We start from the raw sequence: 15,573 nt of genomic DNA, 5'->3' as shown, positions 1-15,573 counted from the left end.
AAGCCAGTAAATCCAAAGTTCTTTGGGTTACTGGCTTCTTTCATTATAATCAAGATACGACGTATGATTCACCTAAAACACGCTTAATACTGTATGACCCCTCTATCATTTCCGTGGCTATAAATGACTCCATATCACTAGATTCAATATTATACAACACTTCAATTTCCTTGGAGAACAGAATGTTTCCTTCCTTGATAAGTTCAGAGAGAGGTGGAACATTTTCAGCTTTTACATCTCCATTGTAAACTTGTTGAAGTCCGTCGACATAGGCTTCTAATGATCGTGCCCCCACAATTTTAACACCTTTATTTTCTTCATTCACCATGATAATGGTTGGAAATCCACGTACACCAAGTCTGCCTGCTAACTCAAAATCCTGCTCTAACAAATCTTGTGCCGATCCAAGAGCAGCATCCGCCACTATTTCTTCGCCATTTAGCCCAATGTTGTTGACTATATCAACTAATATTTTCTCCTCTCCAATATTCTGATTGAAGGCGAATACAGCTTCTCTTGCCTGACGCAAAAACTCATTTTCTTTACCCGGATATAAATTTTGTATAACCTTGTATACTCTAGATGGCGGGTACGAAGAAAGAATCGGATTGTTTTTCCACAAAGAACCATCGATAGGCATACGTGAATGTAAACCGACTTCTCTCCAATGCTCCGCAACATCTGAAGGCTGTTGAATGCCATTGGAGACATCTGCAAAACCATGCCAGCTAGAAAGCAAACCACCCATAATCGTCTTCACGTTAAAATATTGACCATACTGCAGAATAAAACGATTGAGTACCGGCTCAAGCGCCCAACAGTGGGAACAGATCGGATCTGTTGCATAGTAAAGTGTGATTTTGGGGGACTGTAGATTAAAGTCGATCATTTCCATTTGCTCTTCATCCCCTGGCCCACAGACACCGGTTTTAAGGTCACACATCATATTTGAATTATTCATATATAAATCACCTTTCGCTGGAGAATCAAAGAAAGTGCCCTCTTGTAGAAGTTCTTTGTATGGGAGTATTATAATACCAATACAAATTCAAACAAGTACGATTATTTTTAATACTAAGTATCTTTAATAATACTATTGGACAGGAGTTATGTATGAAATACGAATTTAGACTTGATCAATTATGTCCTGCAACCTTCGCATTCCATGTAATCAGCGGAAAGTGGAACCTCCCGATCCTAGCCATTCTTAGTGAGAACGACAACATACGCTATAACGAGTTAAAAAGAAGACTGCATGGAATAACAGGGACTACCTTAACCAACTCACTAAGGGATCTTATAGAATATGGAATCATTCATCGGGAGCAGTATAACGAAGTGCCACCAAGAGTTGAGTATTCTCTAACCTCATCTGGAAAAGAATTAGTGCCTTTAATTGAATCCGTTGTTGAATGGGGACAAAGAAATATTGGGGTGAAGGATAATTCCTAGACTGCTTTCTCACTCCTATTCCTGAATCTCCAAATGCATATACGAAGGCGCTTCATCCCAAGGAACGCTATATCCCGCTCCCTTTGCACAGAACATAGAGCTGGAGGTATACTCAGGATCAGCGCTGCGGTCGTATCCAATCCTTGCGATGACCTGTTCTGGGTTATGACATGGCTGATAACCGCCTAACTTCATCGAGATTGCTCCCTTGCCCTTCGTGAATGAAGCAAGCTCTACTGCATAATGCATGAACGTCGCGACAGGCGCACGTCCCTGAATAAACATCGATTCACCTAGCATTTCTGGCGGGTCAAATTCACCATGGGCCAGCTGTATATCAGACATTACGCGTCCGATAAGCTCTGCATCGACTTTGATTTTGAATAGATAATAGGGTTCCAGTAGAATCTTGTTCGCTTGCTCCAAGCCCTGCCGCAGTGCCCGCAGTGTCGCCTCCCGAAAATCACCGCCATGAGTGTGCTTCTGATGCGCTGCCCCGGTTAAAAGCGTTACATACAGATCGGTGACGGGAGAGCCGGTAAGAACTCCACGATGGTCCTTTTCAAGTAAATGCTGACCGACGAGATGCTGATACCCAGTACTGAGCTGCTCCACATGGCATGTACTGCGATATATAATTCCCTCACCACGTTTCGCAGGCGCAAGCCGGAGATGCACCTCTGCGTAATGCTTAAGAGGTTCGAAATGCCCACAGCCAATCACAGTCTCTGCAATTGTTTCTTTGTATAATATCTCTGGCTTTGAGAACGTTACCTTGAGCTGGAAACGGTCTAACATCACCTGCTGAAGTACCTCTAGCTGGATCATTCCCATCACATGAACATGAATCTCCTCCAGCTTGTCCTCCCATGTCACTTGCAGCGTAGGGTCTTCGGCTTGCAGGATCATGAAAAAGCGTAGTACTTCTCTGGATGATATCCCCAAATTGAATACAACTTTGGATTTCAACGCTGACTCAAGACGGGATTCTACTCGATCAGAATGATCACCTATACCCAGTCCAATGGCCGCATCGGTTAGGCCCGTAACGGCAACAAGCTGTCCCGCGGAGGCTTCATCGCATGAAGTATATTTCCCCCCATGATAGATACGAATAGAAGTGATTTTCTGGCTTAACTCCTCATGTTCTGAAGTGCTATAGCAGAGATCCTCCCGTACCCGTAATTTTCCAGCTAATATCTTCATAAAAGTCAGTCGCGTGCCTTGCGGCTCATGACGCACCTTATATACTCGTGCCCCGAATACTGCGTTTACTTCATAAGTCGATTCCATTAGTAGTTGCATCGTCTGCATCCATTCCGCAATCCCCTGATCCAATAGAGCTGCTCCACTCATAACGGGAAAAACCACCCGTTCTTTAACCATTTGTTTCAGCGTAGCCAATACCTGCCCAGGATCAATGTTGTCTTCGAGATATGCCTCCATCAAGGCTTCATCTCGCTCAGCAACGGCGGTAATAACCTCTTCAGGCAGTATGCTCTGATCTAGACCTTTTGCCAAATACAACATATCCGGCGAAAATTGCTGCCTTAACGCTTTTAGCACACGCTGGACGTCAGCACCGGTACGATCTATTTTGTTAATAAATATAAAAGTGGGTATGCCATATTCCTGTAGCAATTGCCAGACCGTTTCGGTATGCCCTTCAATGCCCTCCACAGCACTTAAGATGAGTACCGCATAATCCATGACCTGTAAAGCGCGCTCCATCTCAGCTGAAAAATCGACATGCCCCGGTGTGTCAATGAGCTGATACGATTGTTCGTTATATTTCATCACCGCCTGGTCAGCAAAAATCGTTATCCCCCGTGCCCGCTCCATCTCATGACTATCCAAAAAGGCATCCTGATGATCGACTCTCCCCCGAGTCTTAATTCCGGAAGCATGGTATAGGAGCTGCTCTGCGAAGGTGGTTTTGCCGGCATCAACATGTGCTAGCAGTCCGATGGTGATTGGTGATGCTTCTGACAGTTTACAATACATATTTCTACCATCCATTCAGTCAATCTGTTATATAAGAATCGTAGCCGAAATCTAGTAGCTTGTACAGAATCTCTCACCACCGACAGCATACGGTAACGCCCGAAGATCCATATTATCCAATGACATAACCATCCTCGATGACAAGCTATTGAGATGATGATCATGTCCCTATTAACTTATAAAAAACCGGTAACCCTTAACAGAAAGGATTACCGGCTCAATGAATAGTTAGTTTTTGTGGTTTTTCATTTTAAACGTGAGTTCACCGTTAGAAAACCCTTTATAAGCTCTTCACTAGTAGTTTATTCAATGCGATAACGTTTATATTTCTAATCTCCTTAAAACAATAAATCATCTACTTTCTAGACTCAACAGCTTTTTATCTAGAAATGCCTTTACATCTTTAGCAAGCTGTATAGATGCTTCAATTTCCAACTTAGTTGTTGAAACACTTTCAATGCTGCATCCAATAGGAATTCCCTTCTCAAGCCCGAACTCAAATAGTTCTTCAAATATTTTTTGAGATAGCTGAATTGATTTATCCAAAATGTCGTTCGAGTATTTCAACTCGTTTTCTAACCATCCCGGGATACTAATCCCCAACCATTTCATAAATTGTAATGTTTTCGCTGTGCCACATGGTGCAAGATTAAATAAAATAGGAACCATTTCAAAACCCTGATTTGTATAGGAATAATATAAATCAGACAGTAAATTCTTTGATGCCTCTACATTATAAGTTGCCTGAGTGATAAAAAAGCTGCATCCATTGTTAATCTTTTCGACAACCCGTATATGCTCATCATTCTTTTTTATATGTCTTTCAGGAATGACAACTCCTCCAAAATTCAAATTACTATTTAACTGTTTGCTTAGCTTATAAGCATCTGGTAAATTCAATTTCACCTCTTGCTTACTTGACGAAGCACCCACATACACTGAAAATCTGTCTTCACTTTCGTCAGTCTTAATCCAATCCGCGAACGAAGCTCTTGTATCATTACCGACGCACCGATAAATTATTTTCGGGACCTCCACTTGTCTTAGATATTTATCACCATAGACAGCCGGATCAATCGTTGGTAAATATGGGTAAGGTCTTTCATGATCAACTCTTTCTGCTTCCTCCTGGACATCGTAAAGAATTAAAGCATCTAAATCAACGTTTTTAAGTCTTTCAACCTGTTTCTGTGCAATTTCTGATATTTTTTCTGGTGAATGGCTTGCCTTCGGTGGTGTCATTCCATATGTTAAAATACCAGGTTTCTTGCTCAATATTTTTTGTTTAAATGTACTCCCTGCCGCTCCCAAATTAAAAACTCCTCTACTCGTCTCTTATAAGTTAAGGCTACCATGGCAGGCTTAATATGTATAACTTATATTTACTATATCTAGTTATATCTTAAAGCTATGATTCCCTATTGGTACTTATCGAGTAGTACATCATGGAGGAGGAACTTCTAGATTTTAATGTTGACAACCATTTGGTCTGACTATAATATTAGAAGTCCTGCCAACCTTAAAGTTGGCGATAAGGGGACCGAAAGGTTCATTCTTATTTAAAAAGGGTGAGTATTATGAATAAAGAAGAATTAATGGAAAGCGCACGTAACACAAAGAAAGCTGCTTATGCCCCTTATTCTAAATTTCCAGTTGGAGCAGCCTTATTACTTAAAGATGGAAATGTTATTAATGGAGTAAATGTAGAAAATGTATCTTTTGGTGCTACTAACTGTGCAGAGAGAACAGCAATCTTCACAGCTATTACAAAGGGCTATACTAAAGGTGATTTTCAGGCTATAGCTGTAGCAGGTGACACAATGGATTTTCTGCCGCCATGCAGTATCTGCAGACAAGTATTATCGGAATTCTGTTTGCCCGACATGCCTGTCTATTTAACCAATGAGAAAAAAGAAATCTTAGAGCTGAGTTTAAGGGATTTATTGCCTTACGCATTCAAAAATTTAGATATGTAAAAATAATACCTACCATAGTGGAATATCAAAAACACGCGTACCTGTGTTAGACAAGTACGCGTGTTTTTGTGTTTAAAAGCTTATTTACTTTTATCATTTCCAAAGCATTCCTTACCCTAAATTCAATAAATTCTTTATCATAGTCTGTATGTAGTTCTATAGTATTTAAATTATCAAGCAAAATAAGGAATTCACTTTCCAGTTTTTCTATTCCTTCATCAAACGCAAAAATATTCGTATTCTTTAAAGAATATATTAACTCACATCCGAGTTCACTAATTAAATCATTTCCCCAGAGAGTTTTTCTACATGATTCGAAACCAAACAAATTATTATGTGGTGCGGGTACCTGCTCCTCCAAAAAATTAGTATCTACAATTATACTTCCCTTTTGAATTACACTAATTATCAAACTCATATAGTTAAAACCTCTCAATGATTATCTATCATTTTTGATTCTTTTTTCCCATACCTGCTCATCGCCCAGAAACAACTCACTTCCCATTATTCCAGGTAAAAATATTATTCCATCTTTATAAATATTAATGAGTACTGGGTGAGCCTTATCATTGAAACTATAATTGATGTATATCTTTTCTCCATATTTCACGACAGCATTATCTGGGTATACTGATGTACTCAATATTCCGATCGAAGATTGTTCGACTGGATTATTGCTGTATACAGATTCATGAACTGAATTAGCATATGTACAGTTTTGGAGCTTTCCAGTTGGACTAAATAAAGAAACAAAAGCTGTAATAATTATACTTAATGAAAATATTCTTTTCATATTACATTCCCCCTTTATTATTTCTAACGATTAGATTTTTCCTTATTTTGATTAGATAATATAGAGTTAAGATAAATTGTATAATAGAAATACTCCAAGGAAGCAGAATGAGCATTTCCACTTGATATTTTGGAAAAAATAAAATAGAAACGACAACTCCATCATCACTATCACTGTCATCTTGCGTTGCATTAAAAAATAAAAGAAGTAAGAGGCTGGATAACATAGTTACCAAAAACCAAATAGCATTGTACTTTATCCTCTGAGTCCTTATAATCAAAAAAGAATTAATAAAACATAATAAAAGTGGTATAAAGTACACCTTAAATGAGCTGTTTAATAACTCCGTTCCCCATCCCTCTATTCTTATCTTTAAAAAATAGATTAAGATCAGATGCAGTCCAACCACCAGTATTACATAAAGAGTGGCTTGTAGCCCTGTCTTGAATGACTTCATCTTTCGCCCCCCTTTTCCATTCGTTCACTTAATGCTCTAATGATATCATCACCCTTCATCGAGATTTTCTTCTTGCTTCAAGCACCTATATAAGACCCCTGAAATTATATGGATTAATTTTAACTAAAACACTAAATATCCTTATAATGTAATCATCGGGAATTTCAAGGCGAAAACTAATAGAAACCCCCTCTTCCAAGTCAAGATTAGATAATTTATTTGAACTGATTTAAAGTTTATGAACAAAGAACAAAGTAGAAGTTAAGTACAACCCTTTTCATTAGACCCTTTGAGTTCAAATTACTTAGAAAAGCTGTATAGATCGTAAAGCTGGTTACAAACACATGTAATAAACAACACGATAGTTTGGTTATTACTGCGGTGAGAATCTTTTGAATATTTTTCCACATCTATATAGTACCGCTTAAACAGACACCAGTAGTCTATATCAAACCGGCTAACGGTACGGATAGACGTGGTATTTTTAGAATAGAGAAAAAGAAGGATAAACAAGGCGTCTTTGATATCCAAGGCAGTCGGCAGGATCGCCGTATCATAGCCCCTCGGAAGGTCTCAGCCTCACGACTGGAATCGATTGTTCGTCAATGGTGTATCGGAGGAAGCTTCCTTATTCAGCAGGGCATTCCACTGCTAACTGGAAGGGCCGCAAGAGTATGTGCTGCACGAAGCATAACCTCTAATCTTCATGGTGGTGGTCACGCGGTTCGTGCAGAGACCTTATTGAAAGAGTAGCTAGGTAGCACAGAGAAAACCGAGAAGGTTATGAAAACTGCCGAAAAGCTAGGTCTTGAGGCCGCTGTCTTTCTAGAAGAAAGCTTTGGTGTATTATGTGAATTAGCTCTTGATCTAGCCATCGATCGTGAAGGAAGGATCTATGTCTTAGAGGTCAACCCGACGCCTGCCCGAGAAGTATTCGCCCGATCCGGGGACAGCAGCACCTATCGTAAAGCTTTAGTACGCCCTATGGAATATGCATTATGGCTATATAATAATAAAGGGGCCCCTTGGATGTCGTATACAAAAATCCGGTTGCCTTTACCGAATCTGCTGGTACCAAGGTAGGCATGCAAGTACGAGCTGCGGTCAGCGATATTGGTTTATGAATATTGACGTGATCCAGGGCTATCGGGGTGACAGCGTGGATCATGACCAAGGGAATGGCGTATGGGATGATATTCATTTTATCGACATTCGTACAGAAAAAATCTTTAATAATGGTACCTCCGGCCAATTTAGGACGGCTCCGATCCTCATCTGTACGGCTAAATATGGCAGTGACGAGGTTGGCTCGGTCAGCAATATAGAAATGTTCGATAGATGGATAGAAAATGGGGTGCAGGATGTATTGAAGGAGGAAGGAATAGTATCCATAGCCTTTTCACCATTGGCAAAGGGATTGCCATTAGAAGGTCTTTCAAATGCAATTCTCCAAATATTATTCTAGATGTATTAATTCTTGCAACTAAGGGCAGGTTATCCGCTTTGTACTTTATATTCAATGACAAACCAACAACAACTCATGTTTCTGTTTGGCTTATTATAAAAAGCCGATAAACCTTAACAGAAAGGCTTACCGACTTAAAAACTTAGTTCTAATGCATAAATATGCACACACTTGAATATCAATGATTTTTCTCGTTTAAAACGAATTTTTCTCATTTAAAATGAAAAATCACACTAAGTTATTCAAATTATTCTATGTCAAATACTTACCCACACCGACTATACCCGCAATTGCCACAAGTCTTACAACCCTCAATATTAATCAGCGAAGCGCCGCCGCAAGATGGGCAAAGATCACGTGAAGCGCTAGTGTGGTTATGCGCGCCATGTCCACCATGGCCATCATCGGTAGATGTTGCCGCAGGAACACTCGCTTTCAACTCCGCATTTAAAGCTTCATTGAAATCCTCTAGCTCCAAAGTTGCTGCGATAGGTGCAGGCACATGATCATCCTGAGCGTTGCTCAGCACGTGAGCTTCCAATGCTTTAGCTACAGCATCAGCAATGGATTCAACTCGATTCGCACCGAAGCCGATAGCGCCTGATCCGCCGATACCTTTTAAATGTTTGATCAACAATTCTACCTTCTCACCATGATCTCCATAACGGAGGAACAAGGAGCAGACACGACCGAGTGCTTCTGCCATCGCAAAGACGTCAGAACCTGCTTTACCTACATTCAGGAAGATTTCTGCCGGTGTGCCATCTAGATCATTGATCGTAATATATGCCATGCCAAAAGGTGTGTTGATTTTATAGGTTGCGCCGCGTAGAACCTGCGGACGTTTCTTGTATTGTTTATCCAGCTCTTTAGTAGGAGCTTGAGGTGCTGGGCTTGCGGCTACAACACTTGCACTTGCTTCAGGAGCAACTGCAGCTTCAACTGCTGGAGCTACCTCTTTAGCTGCATCTTCCTTCTTCGAGGTTTGCAGAACCTGCACATCACGGCTACCATCACGGTAGATCGTAACCCCTTTACAGCCCAGATCGAAGGCCATTTCATATAGCTCAGCCGTCTCTTCTACAGTGAAGTCAGACGGGCAGTTGGCTGTCTTGGAAATCGAGCTATCTACCCAGCGTTGAATCGCTGCTTGCGCACGAATATGATCCTTAGCCGACAAATCCATCGAGGTCACGAAGTAATCTGGCAGGTCTTCTCCTGGATGAGCTTCAAGCCATTCTTGAGCGATTGGAACGAACTGCTCATCGTAGCCAAGGCGACTTTGACGGAAATATTTGAAGGCGAAATAAGGCTCAATACCTGTCGAAGTGCCTACCATTGTACCTGTGCTACCTGTAGGCGCTTGAGTAATTACTGTAACGTTACGCATGCCATGTTTGCGAATCGCTTCGCCAACCTCTGGATACGTTTCGAGCATATTTTTTATAAAGCCGCTCATTAAGTATTTCTCGGTATCAAAAGCGAGGAAAGATCCCTTCTCACCAGCAATCTCTGCGGATGCAAGATACGCTTCACGAGCCATAAAGCCGTACAGCTTGTCCAGAAACGCCAAAGATTCCGGGCTACCGTAACGGATGTTCAATTTGATCATCAGCTCAGCAAGACCCATCGTTCCGAGACCCACACGGCGTTCGTTTTTCTGATTTGCTTCATTTTCCGGGAAATGATAAGGCGTCTTATCAATGACATTGTCCAAGAAACGTACGGAATAACGCGTCGTAGTCGCGAGATCTTCCCAGTCTACATCATGATTCTTCTCATCGTAGAATTTAGACAGGTTCACAGCGGACAAATTGCAGACTCCCCAGCCTGGCAGTCCTTGCTCCCCACATGGGTTCGTACAAATGATCGGATTAAAATACCAGCTGTTGGACATCTGATTGTAGTATTCCATGAACACAACGCCTGGCTCCGCGGATTTCCAAGCGGATTCAATAATGGTGCGCCACACATCACGCGCTTTAACGGTACGATAATGAATAACGTTTTTTCCCGCAGCCTTCCACTTGTCTAGATCGCCATCCCACACATCGTTGTACTCTGGATCTGTAGTATCCGGAAATACGAGATCCCAATCTAGATTTTCTTTTACAGCCTTCATAAAGCTATTGCTCACACATACCGAAAGGTTCGCATTCGTCACTTGACCCATCGTTTGCTTTACGGTAATGAAGTCCTCCACATCTGGATGCCAGTCATTAATCATGAGCATGAGTGCACCACGGCGGCTACCGCCTTGTTCAATTAATCCAGTGGTATAGCTAAACAGACCGCCCCAAGATACAGAACCACTGGAAGAACCATTAACACCTCTCACAATTGCACGGCGTGGACGTAGTGAGGATAGGTTAATGCCTACACCGCCACCACGAGCCATGATTTCTGTCATTTCAGCCAACGTCTGCATAATGCCGCCACGGCTATCTTTTGGAGAAGGAATTACATAACAGTTGAACAGGGTTAGTTCTTCACTAGCGCCTGCACCAGCAGCAATTCGTCCACCCGGTACGAGCTTCCAATCATCCAGGATCGAACGGAATTTACCCGCCCATTCTTCTCGAAGCTCAGGCGTCTTCTCCACAGAAGCCATAGCTGTAGACAGACGATCCCACATTTCCTCTGGTGTTTTTTCTATATTAAGCGTCAGCTTTTCAACATCTGATTTCACAAGTTCGCCGCTGCGTGTCTTTACGGTTACGATTCTGCCTTTACGCTCTACGATCTCTCCGACTTCCTTCGTGGGAAACTTCGGATCATCCTTTGTTAGAACGAGTACAACATCGCCCACTTTAGCATTATTGCTGTCGGCATCCTTCCAAGCATAACGATCCAAAAATATTTTTTCACTTAGCCCTTCAAGGCGTTGCTTCCGTTCCACTTTACCCAATAGAAAAACCTCCCGCATTGTAGTAAATATCAGTTCCATTTCAAGGTGTGGGCGTACATTTTGTGACCCACAACAAAAACTTCCTTACACTTATCTTCCGTCTTACGGGTGTATGTAGGAAGTTCATCTTGTCAATAACAAATAGCAGCTACGCACTTTAAAAAATCACATTTTCATGCTTTTGTCACAATATATTGTGTGCGTAAGCTTTTAAACTATACCACATATTGTATCGAAGGTCTTTTTCGAAAATAGAGTTAAGCAGCCGAAATATCGCAAACCTTGCCGCGTTTTCTCGCTTTTACTCTCTTTTTTAAAGGCTATCAAGAAAAATAGAAGGTTATGAATTCTCTTGTTTAAGAGCATACTACTCCTACGAATGATGATATGAAATAGCACCTGAGGAGGCTGTACCTTGACGCAATTATTCCGTAATTCTCTACCTCACAAAGGTGGAAAGTCAGCGCCTATACTGCCTGTTCCTCTTTCTTTTGACCGGAATTGGCTGCAGGATCTAGAACTCAAACTAGATAAAGGTGGTCCGTGGGGAGACTACCGTCTGTCCAAGCTTGCTGTGCAAGGTGAACAAACGGGTCTAGTAACCAGCTTCGATGAGCTGCAATGCATGAAGCATTTATCCGGATTATCCCCGCTTCCTCATCAGCTCGATACCGCGCATAAGGTTTTATTTGAGATGTCGGGCCGTGCGATTCTTGCAGACGAGGTTGGACTTGGGAAGACGATTGAAGCAGGACTTGTACTCAAGGAATATCTTGTTCGCGGTCTCGTCTCTAAAGTGCTTATACTGGTACCCGCTTCCCTCGTATTGCAGTGGGTCCGCGAGCTGAATGCCAAGTTTGGCATATCTGCTGTTGCACAGAAAAAAGCATATTCCTGGGGAAATGCGATTGTCGTCGCATCTATGGACACCGCGAAACGCGATCCACATAAAGAAATGCTGCTGGAAAATGAATATGACATGTTGATTATTGATGAAGCCCATAAGCTAAAAAATAAAAAATCGACCAATTATTTATTTGTACAGCAATTACGAAAAAAATATTGCCTGCTCCTAACCGCCACTCCCGTTCAGAATGATCTGGGCGAGCTATTTAATTTGATCACTTTACTGAAGCCAGGGCAACTAGGAAATCAGGGCGATTTTGCTTCGAATTTCGTCGTTGATAAACGTCAGCCTAAGAATGAAGGTCAGCTAAGGGACGAGCTATCGAAGGTGATGATCCGCAATCGGCGTGGCGAAGGTCCCGTTAACTTTACGAAACGAAAAGTCCGTAATATTCCGCTAGTTCTTTCACAGGAAGAGAGAGTATTATATGACGCTGTCACTTCTTTTGTTAAAGATCAGTATCAGGAATCGGGGGGCAATCTCAGCAGCATGCTTTCCTTGGTAACGCTTCAGCGTGAGGTATGCAGCAGTCGGGATGCCGTCTTTATCACTTTAGTTAATCTGATCAAGAAGCTGCCCGCAGATTCTCCGAAACGCGATCGGATGATGGAGCTACTGCACACACTTCGTACGGTTAAGACCAATACCAAAGCCGAAACAACACTATCTCTCATTCAAGAAATGAATGAAAAGGTCATCGTTTTTACGGAGTATCGCGCGACTCAAGAATATTTGCTTCAGTATTTCCGCGAACATGGGCTAATGTGTGTTTCTTATTCCGGCGGGATGAATCGTGGTAAAAAGGACTGGATGATGGATCTCTTCCGCGGTCGCGCTCAAGTCATGATCGCAACCGAGGCAGGTGGTGAGGGCATTAATCTGCAGTTCTGTCACCATATGATCAACTTCGATCTGCCTTGGAATCCCATGAGAGTAGAACAGCGGATCGGGCGAGTTCACCGGTTAGGTCAGGAAAATGATGTGGTTATCTATAATTTATCCACGCAGGGCACGATTGAAGAACATATTCTGCATCTGCTACACGAGAAAATCAATATGTTCGAAATGGTCATTGGCGGGCTGGATGTGATTCTGGAGCGTTTTGAGAAGAAAGAATCGCTGGAGAAAAGTTTATACAAAATCATGCTCGAATCCCGCTCCGATGAAGAGCTGCGACATGAGCTAGATCATATCGGTGAATCCCTAAGTGAGTTGACTCAGGGTATTAAAAAAGAAAGTGAGACTGCGACATGACCCTCAACTCACAGGAAGTACGTAAACATGTAATGGACTATCTGGAGGCGACAGAATGCTCCATTATTGAAGTATCGCCCATTCACGTAACTGTAAAGCTATCACCAAGAGCGGACAGAATGCTTACAGATCGACCTTATTATTGGGGATTCGTGGAACGTACTGGTGTTGATCCGGAGACACTCTCTTTCACCTTTGTTTTTGATCCGGAAAAATACGACAGCCAGGCAGCTATAGAAGCTCCGCCAACAGTAAATCGCAGCATCGGAGCATTGAACCCGCCAATTACCGGAAATTCAGCGATGGGTGCTACAACTGATGCCGAGGCTAGCGCGGATCTATTGAACCCAGCATCACCTGAATCAAATGTCGTTCATGTCCCTTCCTCAAATCCTGAAGACAGTATCCTTGCCCGTTACTTCGGGATTGTACCAGCTCTGCCTCGAATTGGGCCCGGTATGATACGACGTGAAGATATCATCTATGGAAGCAAGCGCCTGCAGCAAATTTGGAGTGCAGCCCAAGATGAAGGGAAATGCCTTTACTTATTTGAGGATCCTGGAAGCAGGCAGCGTAACACACTCTTCTCAGCAGCCTATGAACCGTGGCTCGGTGTCTGCTATAAAGTGGAGATGAGCTGCGATTTGAAACGGGAAGAACTGCATTATCTCGGAATCTCTCTGACAAAAGGGACCATCATAGATGACTTTAACGCTAAGATAGCCTCGCGGGAGATGACCCCCCGTTTACCGGAAAACGTCCATATTCAGCCTTATGAATTAACAGTGAAAGCCGCTACAGATTTATTAGAGGCTCATCTTACCTCTCATTTAGCCGAACTTGATTACACTTGGGCAGAACAGGCACGTGAGCGTCTTAGAATCGAGCTGGCTATCATTGATATTTATTACGGAGAGCTGCTGAAAGAGCCGGATGAAGAAAAACGTCTAGGCACTCAGGAACAGTATAACCGTCGTCGACAGGAGACCATTTGGCAATATGAGCCGCAAATTGCAGTTTCTGCGATAACCTATGGACTGTTTCATCTGCGAAGCCTGTAGAATGCGACCCTACTCGCTAAAAGCAGGCAAAAAAACAAGAGAACTTCCGCCTTCAGGCGCGACAGCAAGCAACAGCCTTTTTATAGCCTGTCCACTACAATAGAGTAAAGCTTAACCTTCCTGACATTTCTTAACAAAGAAAGGTGAACGACGCCATGAAAATAAGTTTGCGGCGGAGGCTGAAACTTGCGGGTCAAGGATGCCTCCTCCTGCTTCTAAGCTTTGGACTGTTTGTATCCAGTTCTGGTTCCCCTTCAGCGCTGGCGCTGGCTAGAGTAAGTGTGATCCAGTCAGTCACGCAGGATACAATTCCTGTATTGAAGATGAGTACCTTACCTTCTCCGAGTACGGTCCAAGAATTCGCTAAGGCTACACTGAACAAGCTCGCTGCAGAAGCTCCATTTACAGCCTGGAAGGATGCAAGGATAGAATATTATCCCCTTGGTCCAGGTACACATGGCTGGCTTGTAAATGTAATGAAGGGTGAAGAGCGGATTGGATACATGATCATTTCCGCCACCGATACAGGCGGATATATGTTAAGTGAATATGGAGCCGGCACTTACGGACTCCCATACAGTTTAAATGATCTGCGCCAGTTTTTGGTGCAGAAGGGTCTCATTACATCATCTTTTTCAGGAACAATAAATCTTACTGCTTTATATGCACCGCTTCTACCAGTCTGGAAACTAACCATTGACGAAAAGACGGTTTACATCAATGCTTCTGTGCCACAAATTCTACCTTGGACACTCAGCAAAGCGGACGAAGTTCTTAAAGAGCAGCCTCCAGCAACAGATGTAATCACTAATCTTAATCCTGATATATTACCGCTATCGGCTTTCAATAGTGGAGGGTCAGATGATCCGTACGAAGATATCCTGTGGCTGACTGCTCCTAAACTAACCACAGTCAGCGGCGACAATATCGCGCTTCTGATTAGACCCAAAGAAAGCATCGCTTATCAAGCAACCGGGCGAAACGACCTTGTTGGGGCACCTTTTATGATTACAGGTTATCAGAGTTGGCAGCCTTCTCATGGTCAATCTGAGAACAACAAGCTTACCGTTTACGTGGCGTCAGGCCCTGAAGGAAAACGATACTTACCTCTCACTGCACTACAGAAAAATGGAACACTGCATAAGCTGCCTGACAGAACTACCAAAACACTCGGATATAATCGTTAACACAAGCATAAACGCCTTCGGCGTCCTTATGAGGACGGTAAGTGTTTATGCGAGAAATAGAAGTATAATTTATAACGTAAGCATATAAATTCTTATATTTAAACAAATG

Annotated in this window: 14 protein-coding genes and 1 pseudogene; 8 read left to right on the top strand and 7 right to left on the bottom strand. The window is 42.5% G+C overall.

The window, feature by feature from the left end; translation table 11 throughout:
- Nucleotides 1-49 precede the first annotated feature (49 nt).
- On the bottom strand, nt 50-961 hold the full coding sequence (locus QNH28_RS10525; RefSeq protein WP_283911302.1) for a DsbA family oxidoreductase: 912 nt from the start codon (nt 959-961) through the stop codon (nt 50-52).
- Between the two features lie 152 nt (nt 962-1,113).
- Here QNH28_RS10525 and QNH28_RS10520 point away from each other — a divergent pair, with 152 nt between their 5' ends.
- Nucleotides 1,114-1,452 carry a winged helix-turn-helix transcriptional regulator gene (locus QNH28_RS10520; protein WP_042126439.1) on the top strand — a complete coding sequence of 113 codons (339 nt, stop codon included), beginning with the start codon at nt 1,114-1,116 and terminating at the stop codon, nt 1,450-1,452.
- Nucleotides 1,453-1,467: 15 nt separating this feature from the next.
- Here the strand turns inward: QNH28_RS10520 and QNH28_RS10515 are convergent, their stop codons facing one another.
- Nucleotides 1,468-3,456, bottom strand: a complete 1,989-nt coding sequence (locus QNH28_RS10515; protein WP_283911301.1) for an elongation factor G — start codon at nt 3,454-3,456, stop codon at nt 1,468-1,470.
- Between the two features lie 351 nt (nt 3,457-3,807).
- A complete protein-coding gene (locus QNH28_RS10510; RefSeq protein ID WP_283911300.1) occupies nt 3,808-4,767 on the bottom strand; it encodes a methylenetetrahydrofolate reductase in 960 nt (319 codons plus the stop codon).
- Between the two features lie 266 nt (nt 4,768-5,033).
- Here QNH28_RS10510 and QNH28_RS10505 point away from each other — a divergent pair, with 266 nt between their 5' ends.
- Nucleotides 5,034-5,432, top strand: a complete 399-nt coding sequence (locus QNH28_RS10505; protein WP_036689594.1) for a cytidine deaminase — start codon at nt 5,034-5,036, stop codon at nt 5,430-5,432.
- Between the two features lie 46 nt (nt 5,433-5,478).
- On the opposite strand, the gene QNH28_RS10500 is transcribed toward QNH28_RS10505, so the two are convergent.
- Genes QNH28_RS10500 through QNH28_RS10490 form a run of 3 tightly spaced genes read right to left on the bottom strand, consistent with a single transcriptional unit; the run spans nt 5,479 to nt 6,682 of the window.
- A complete protein-coding gene (locus tag QNH28_RS10500) occupies nt 5,479-5,850 on the bottom strand; it encodes a hypothetical protein (RefSeq protein WP_283911299.1) in 372 nt (123 codons plus the stop codon).
- 21 nt (nt 5,851-5,871) lie between these two features.
- Nucleotides 5,872-6,225, bottom strand: a complete 354-nt coding sequence (locus QNH28_RS10495) for a hypothetical protein (protein WP_283911298.1) — start codon at nt 6,223-6,225, stop codon at nt 5,872-5,874.
- Nucleotide 6,226: 1 nt separating this feature from the next.
- Nucleotides 6,227-6,682 carry a hypothetical protein gene (locus QNH28_RS10490; protein WP_283911297.1) on the bottom strand — a complete coding sequence of 152 codons (456 nt, stop codon included), beginning with the start codon at nt 6,680-6,682 and terminating at the stop codon, nt 6,227-6,229.
- Between the two features lie 396 nt (nt 6,683-7,078).
- Between QNH28_RS10490 and QNH28_RS29730 the strand changes: the two genes are divergently transcribed.
- From QNH28_RS29730 to QNH28_RS10480, 3 genes and pseudogenes are all read left to right on the top strand, one after another.
- The gene (locus QNH28_RS29730) at nt 7,079-7,435 is read left to right on the top strand and encodes a YheC/YheD family protein (RefSeq protein ID WP_481858385.1); all 357 of its coding nucleotides are present in this window, start codon (nt 7,079-7,081) and stop codon (nt 7,433-7,435) included.
- Nucleotides 7,436-7,459: 24 nt separating this feature from the next.
- Nucleotides 7,460-7,765, top strand: a pseudogene (locus QNH28_RS10485) (YheC/YheD family protein); the annotation flags it as partial.
- A 37-nt stretch (nt 7,766-7,802) separates the two neighbouring features.
- Nucleotides 7,803-8,147: a hypothetical protein gene (locus QNH28_RS10480; protein WP_283912300.1), complete on the top strand. Its 345-nt coding sequence runs from the start codon at nt 7,803-7,805 to the stop codon at nt 8,145-8,147.
- Nucleotides 8,148-8,412: 265 nt separating this feature from the next.
- On the opposite strand, the gene QNH28_RS10475 is transcribed toward QNH28_RS10480, so the two are convergent.
- Nucleotides 8,413-11,073, bottom strand: a complete 2,661-nt coding sequence (locus tag QNH28_RS10475; RefSeq protein WP_283912113.1) for an adenosylcobalamin-dependent ribonucleoside-diphosphate reductase — start codon at nt 11,071-11,073, stop codon at nt 8,413-8,415.
- Between the two features lie 397 nt (nt 11,074-11,470).
- Between QNH28_RS10475 and QNH28_RS10470 the strand changes: the two genes are divergently transcribed.
- From QNH28_RS10470 to QNH28_RS10460, 3 genes are all read left to right on the top strand, one after another.
- Complete coding sequence (locus QNH28_RS10470) at nt 11,471-13,216, top strand: DEAD/DEAH box helicase (protein ID WP_283911295.1); 1,746 nt, start codon at nt 11,471-11,473, stop codon at nt 13,214-13,216.
- The gene (locus tag QNH28_RS10465; protein WP_283911294.1) at nt 13,213-14,277 is read left to right on the top strand and encodes a YqhG family protein; all 1,065 of its coding nucleotides are present in this window, start codon (nt 13,213-13,215) and stop codon (nt 14,275-14,277) included. The genes QNH28_RS10470 and QNH28_RS10465 overlap by 4 nt, the downstream gene beginning before the upstream one ends.
- Before the next feature lie 155 nt (nt 14,278-14,432).
- Nucleotides 14,433-15,464 (top strand): hypothetical protein, encoded by a 1,032-nt coding sequence (locus QNH28_RS10460; RefSeq protein WP_283911293.1) that lies wholly within the window; start codon nt 14,433-14,435, stop codon nt 15,462-15,464.
- Nucleotides 15,465-15,573: the final 109 nt, after the last annotated feature.

Source organism: Paenibacillus sp. G2S3 (assembly GCF_030123105.1).
Classification (GTDB): domain Bacteria; phylum Bacillota; class Bacilli; order Paenibacillales; family Paenibacillaceae; genus Paenibacillus_AQ.
The sequence above is the reverse complement of the archived record's forward strand: the minus strand, read 5'-3'. Positions and strand labels throughout refer to the sequence as shown.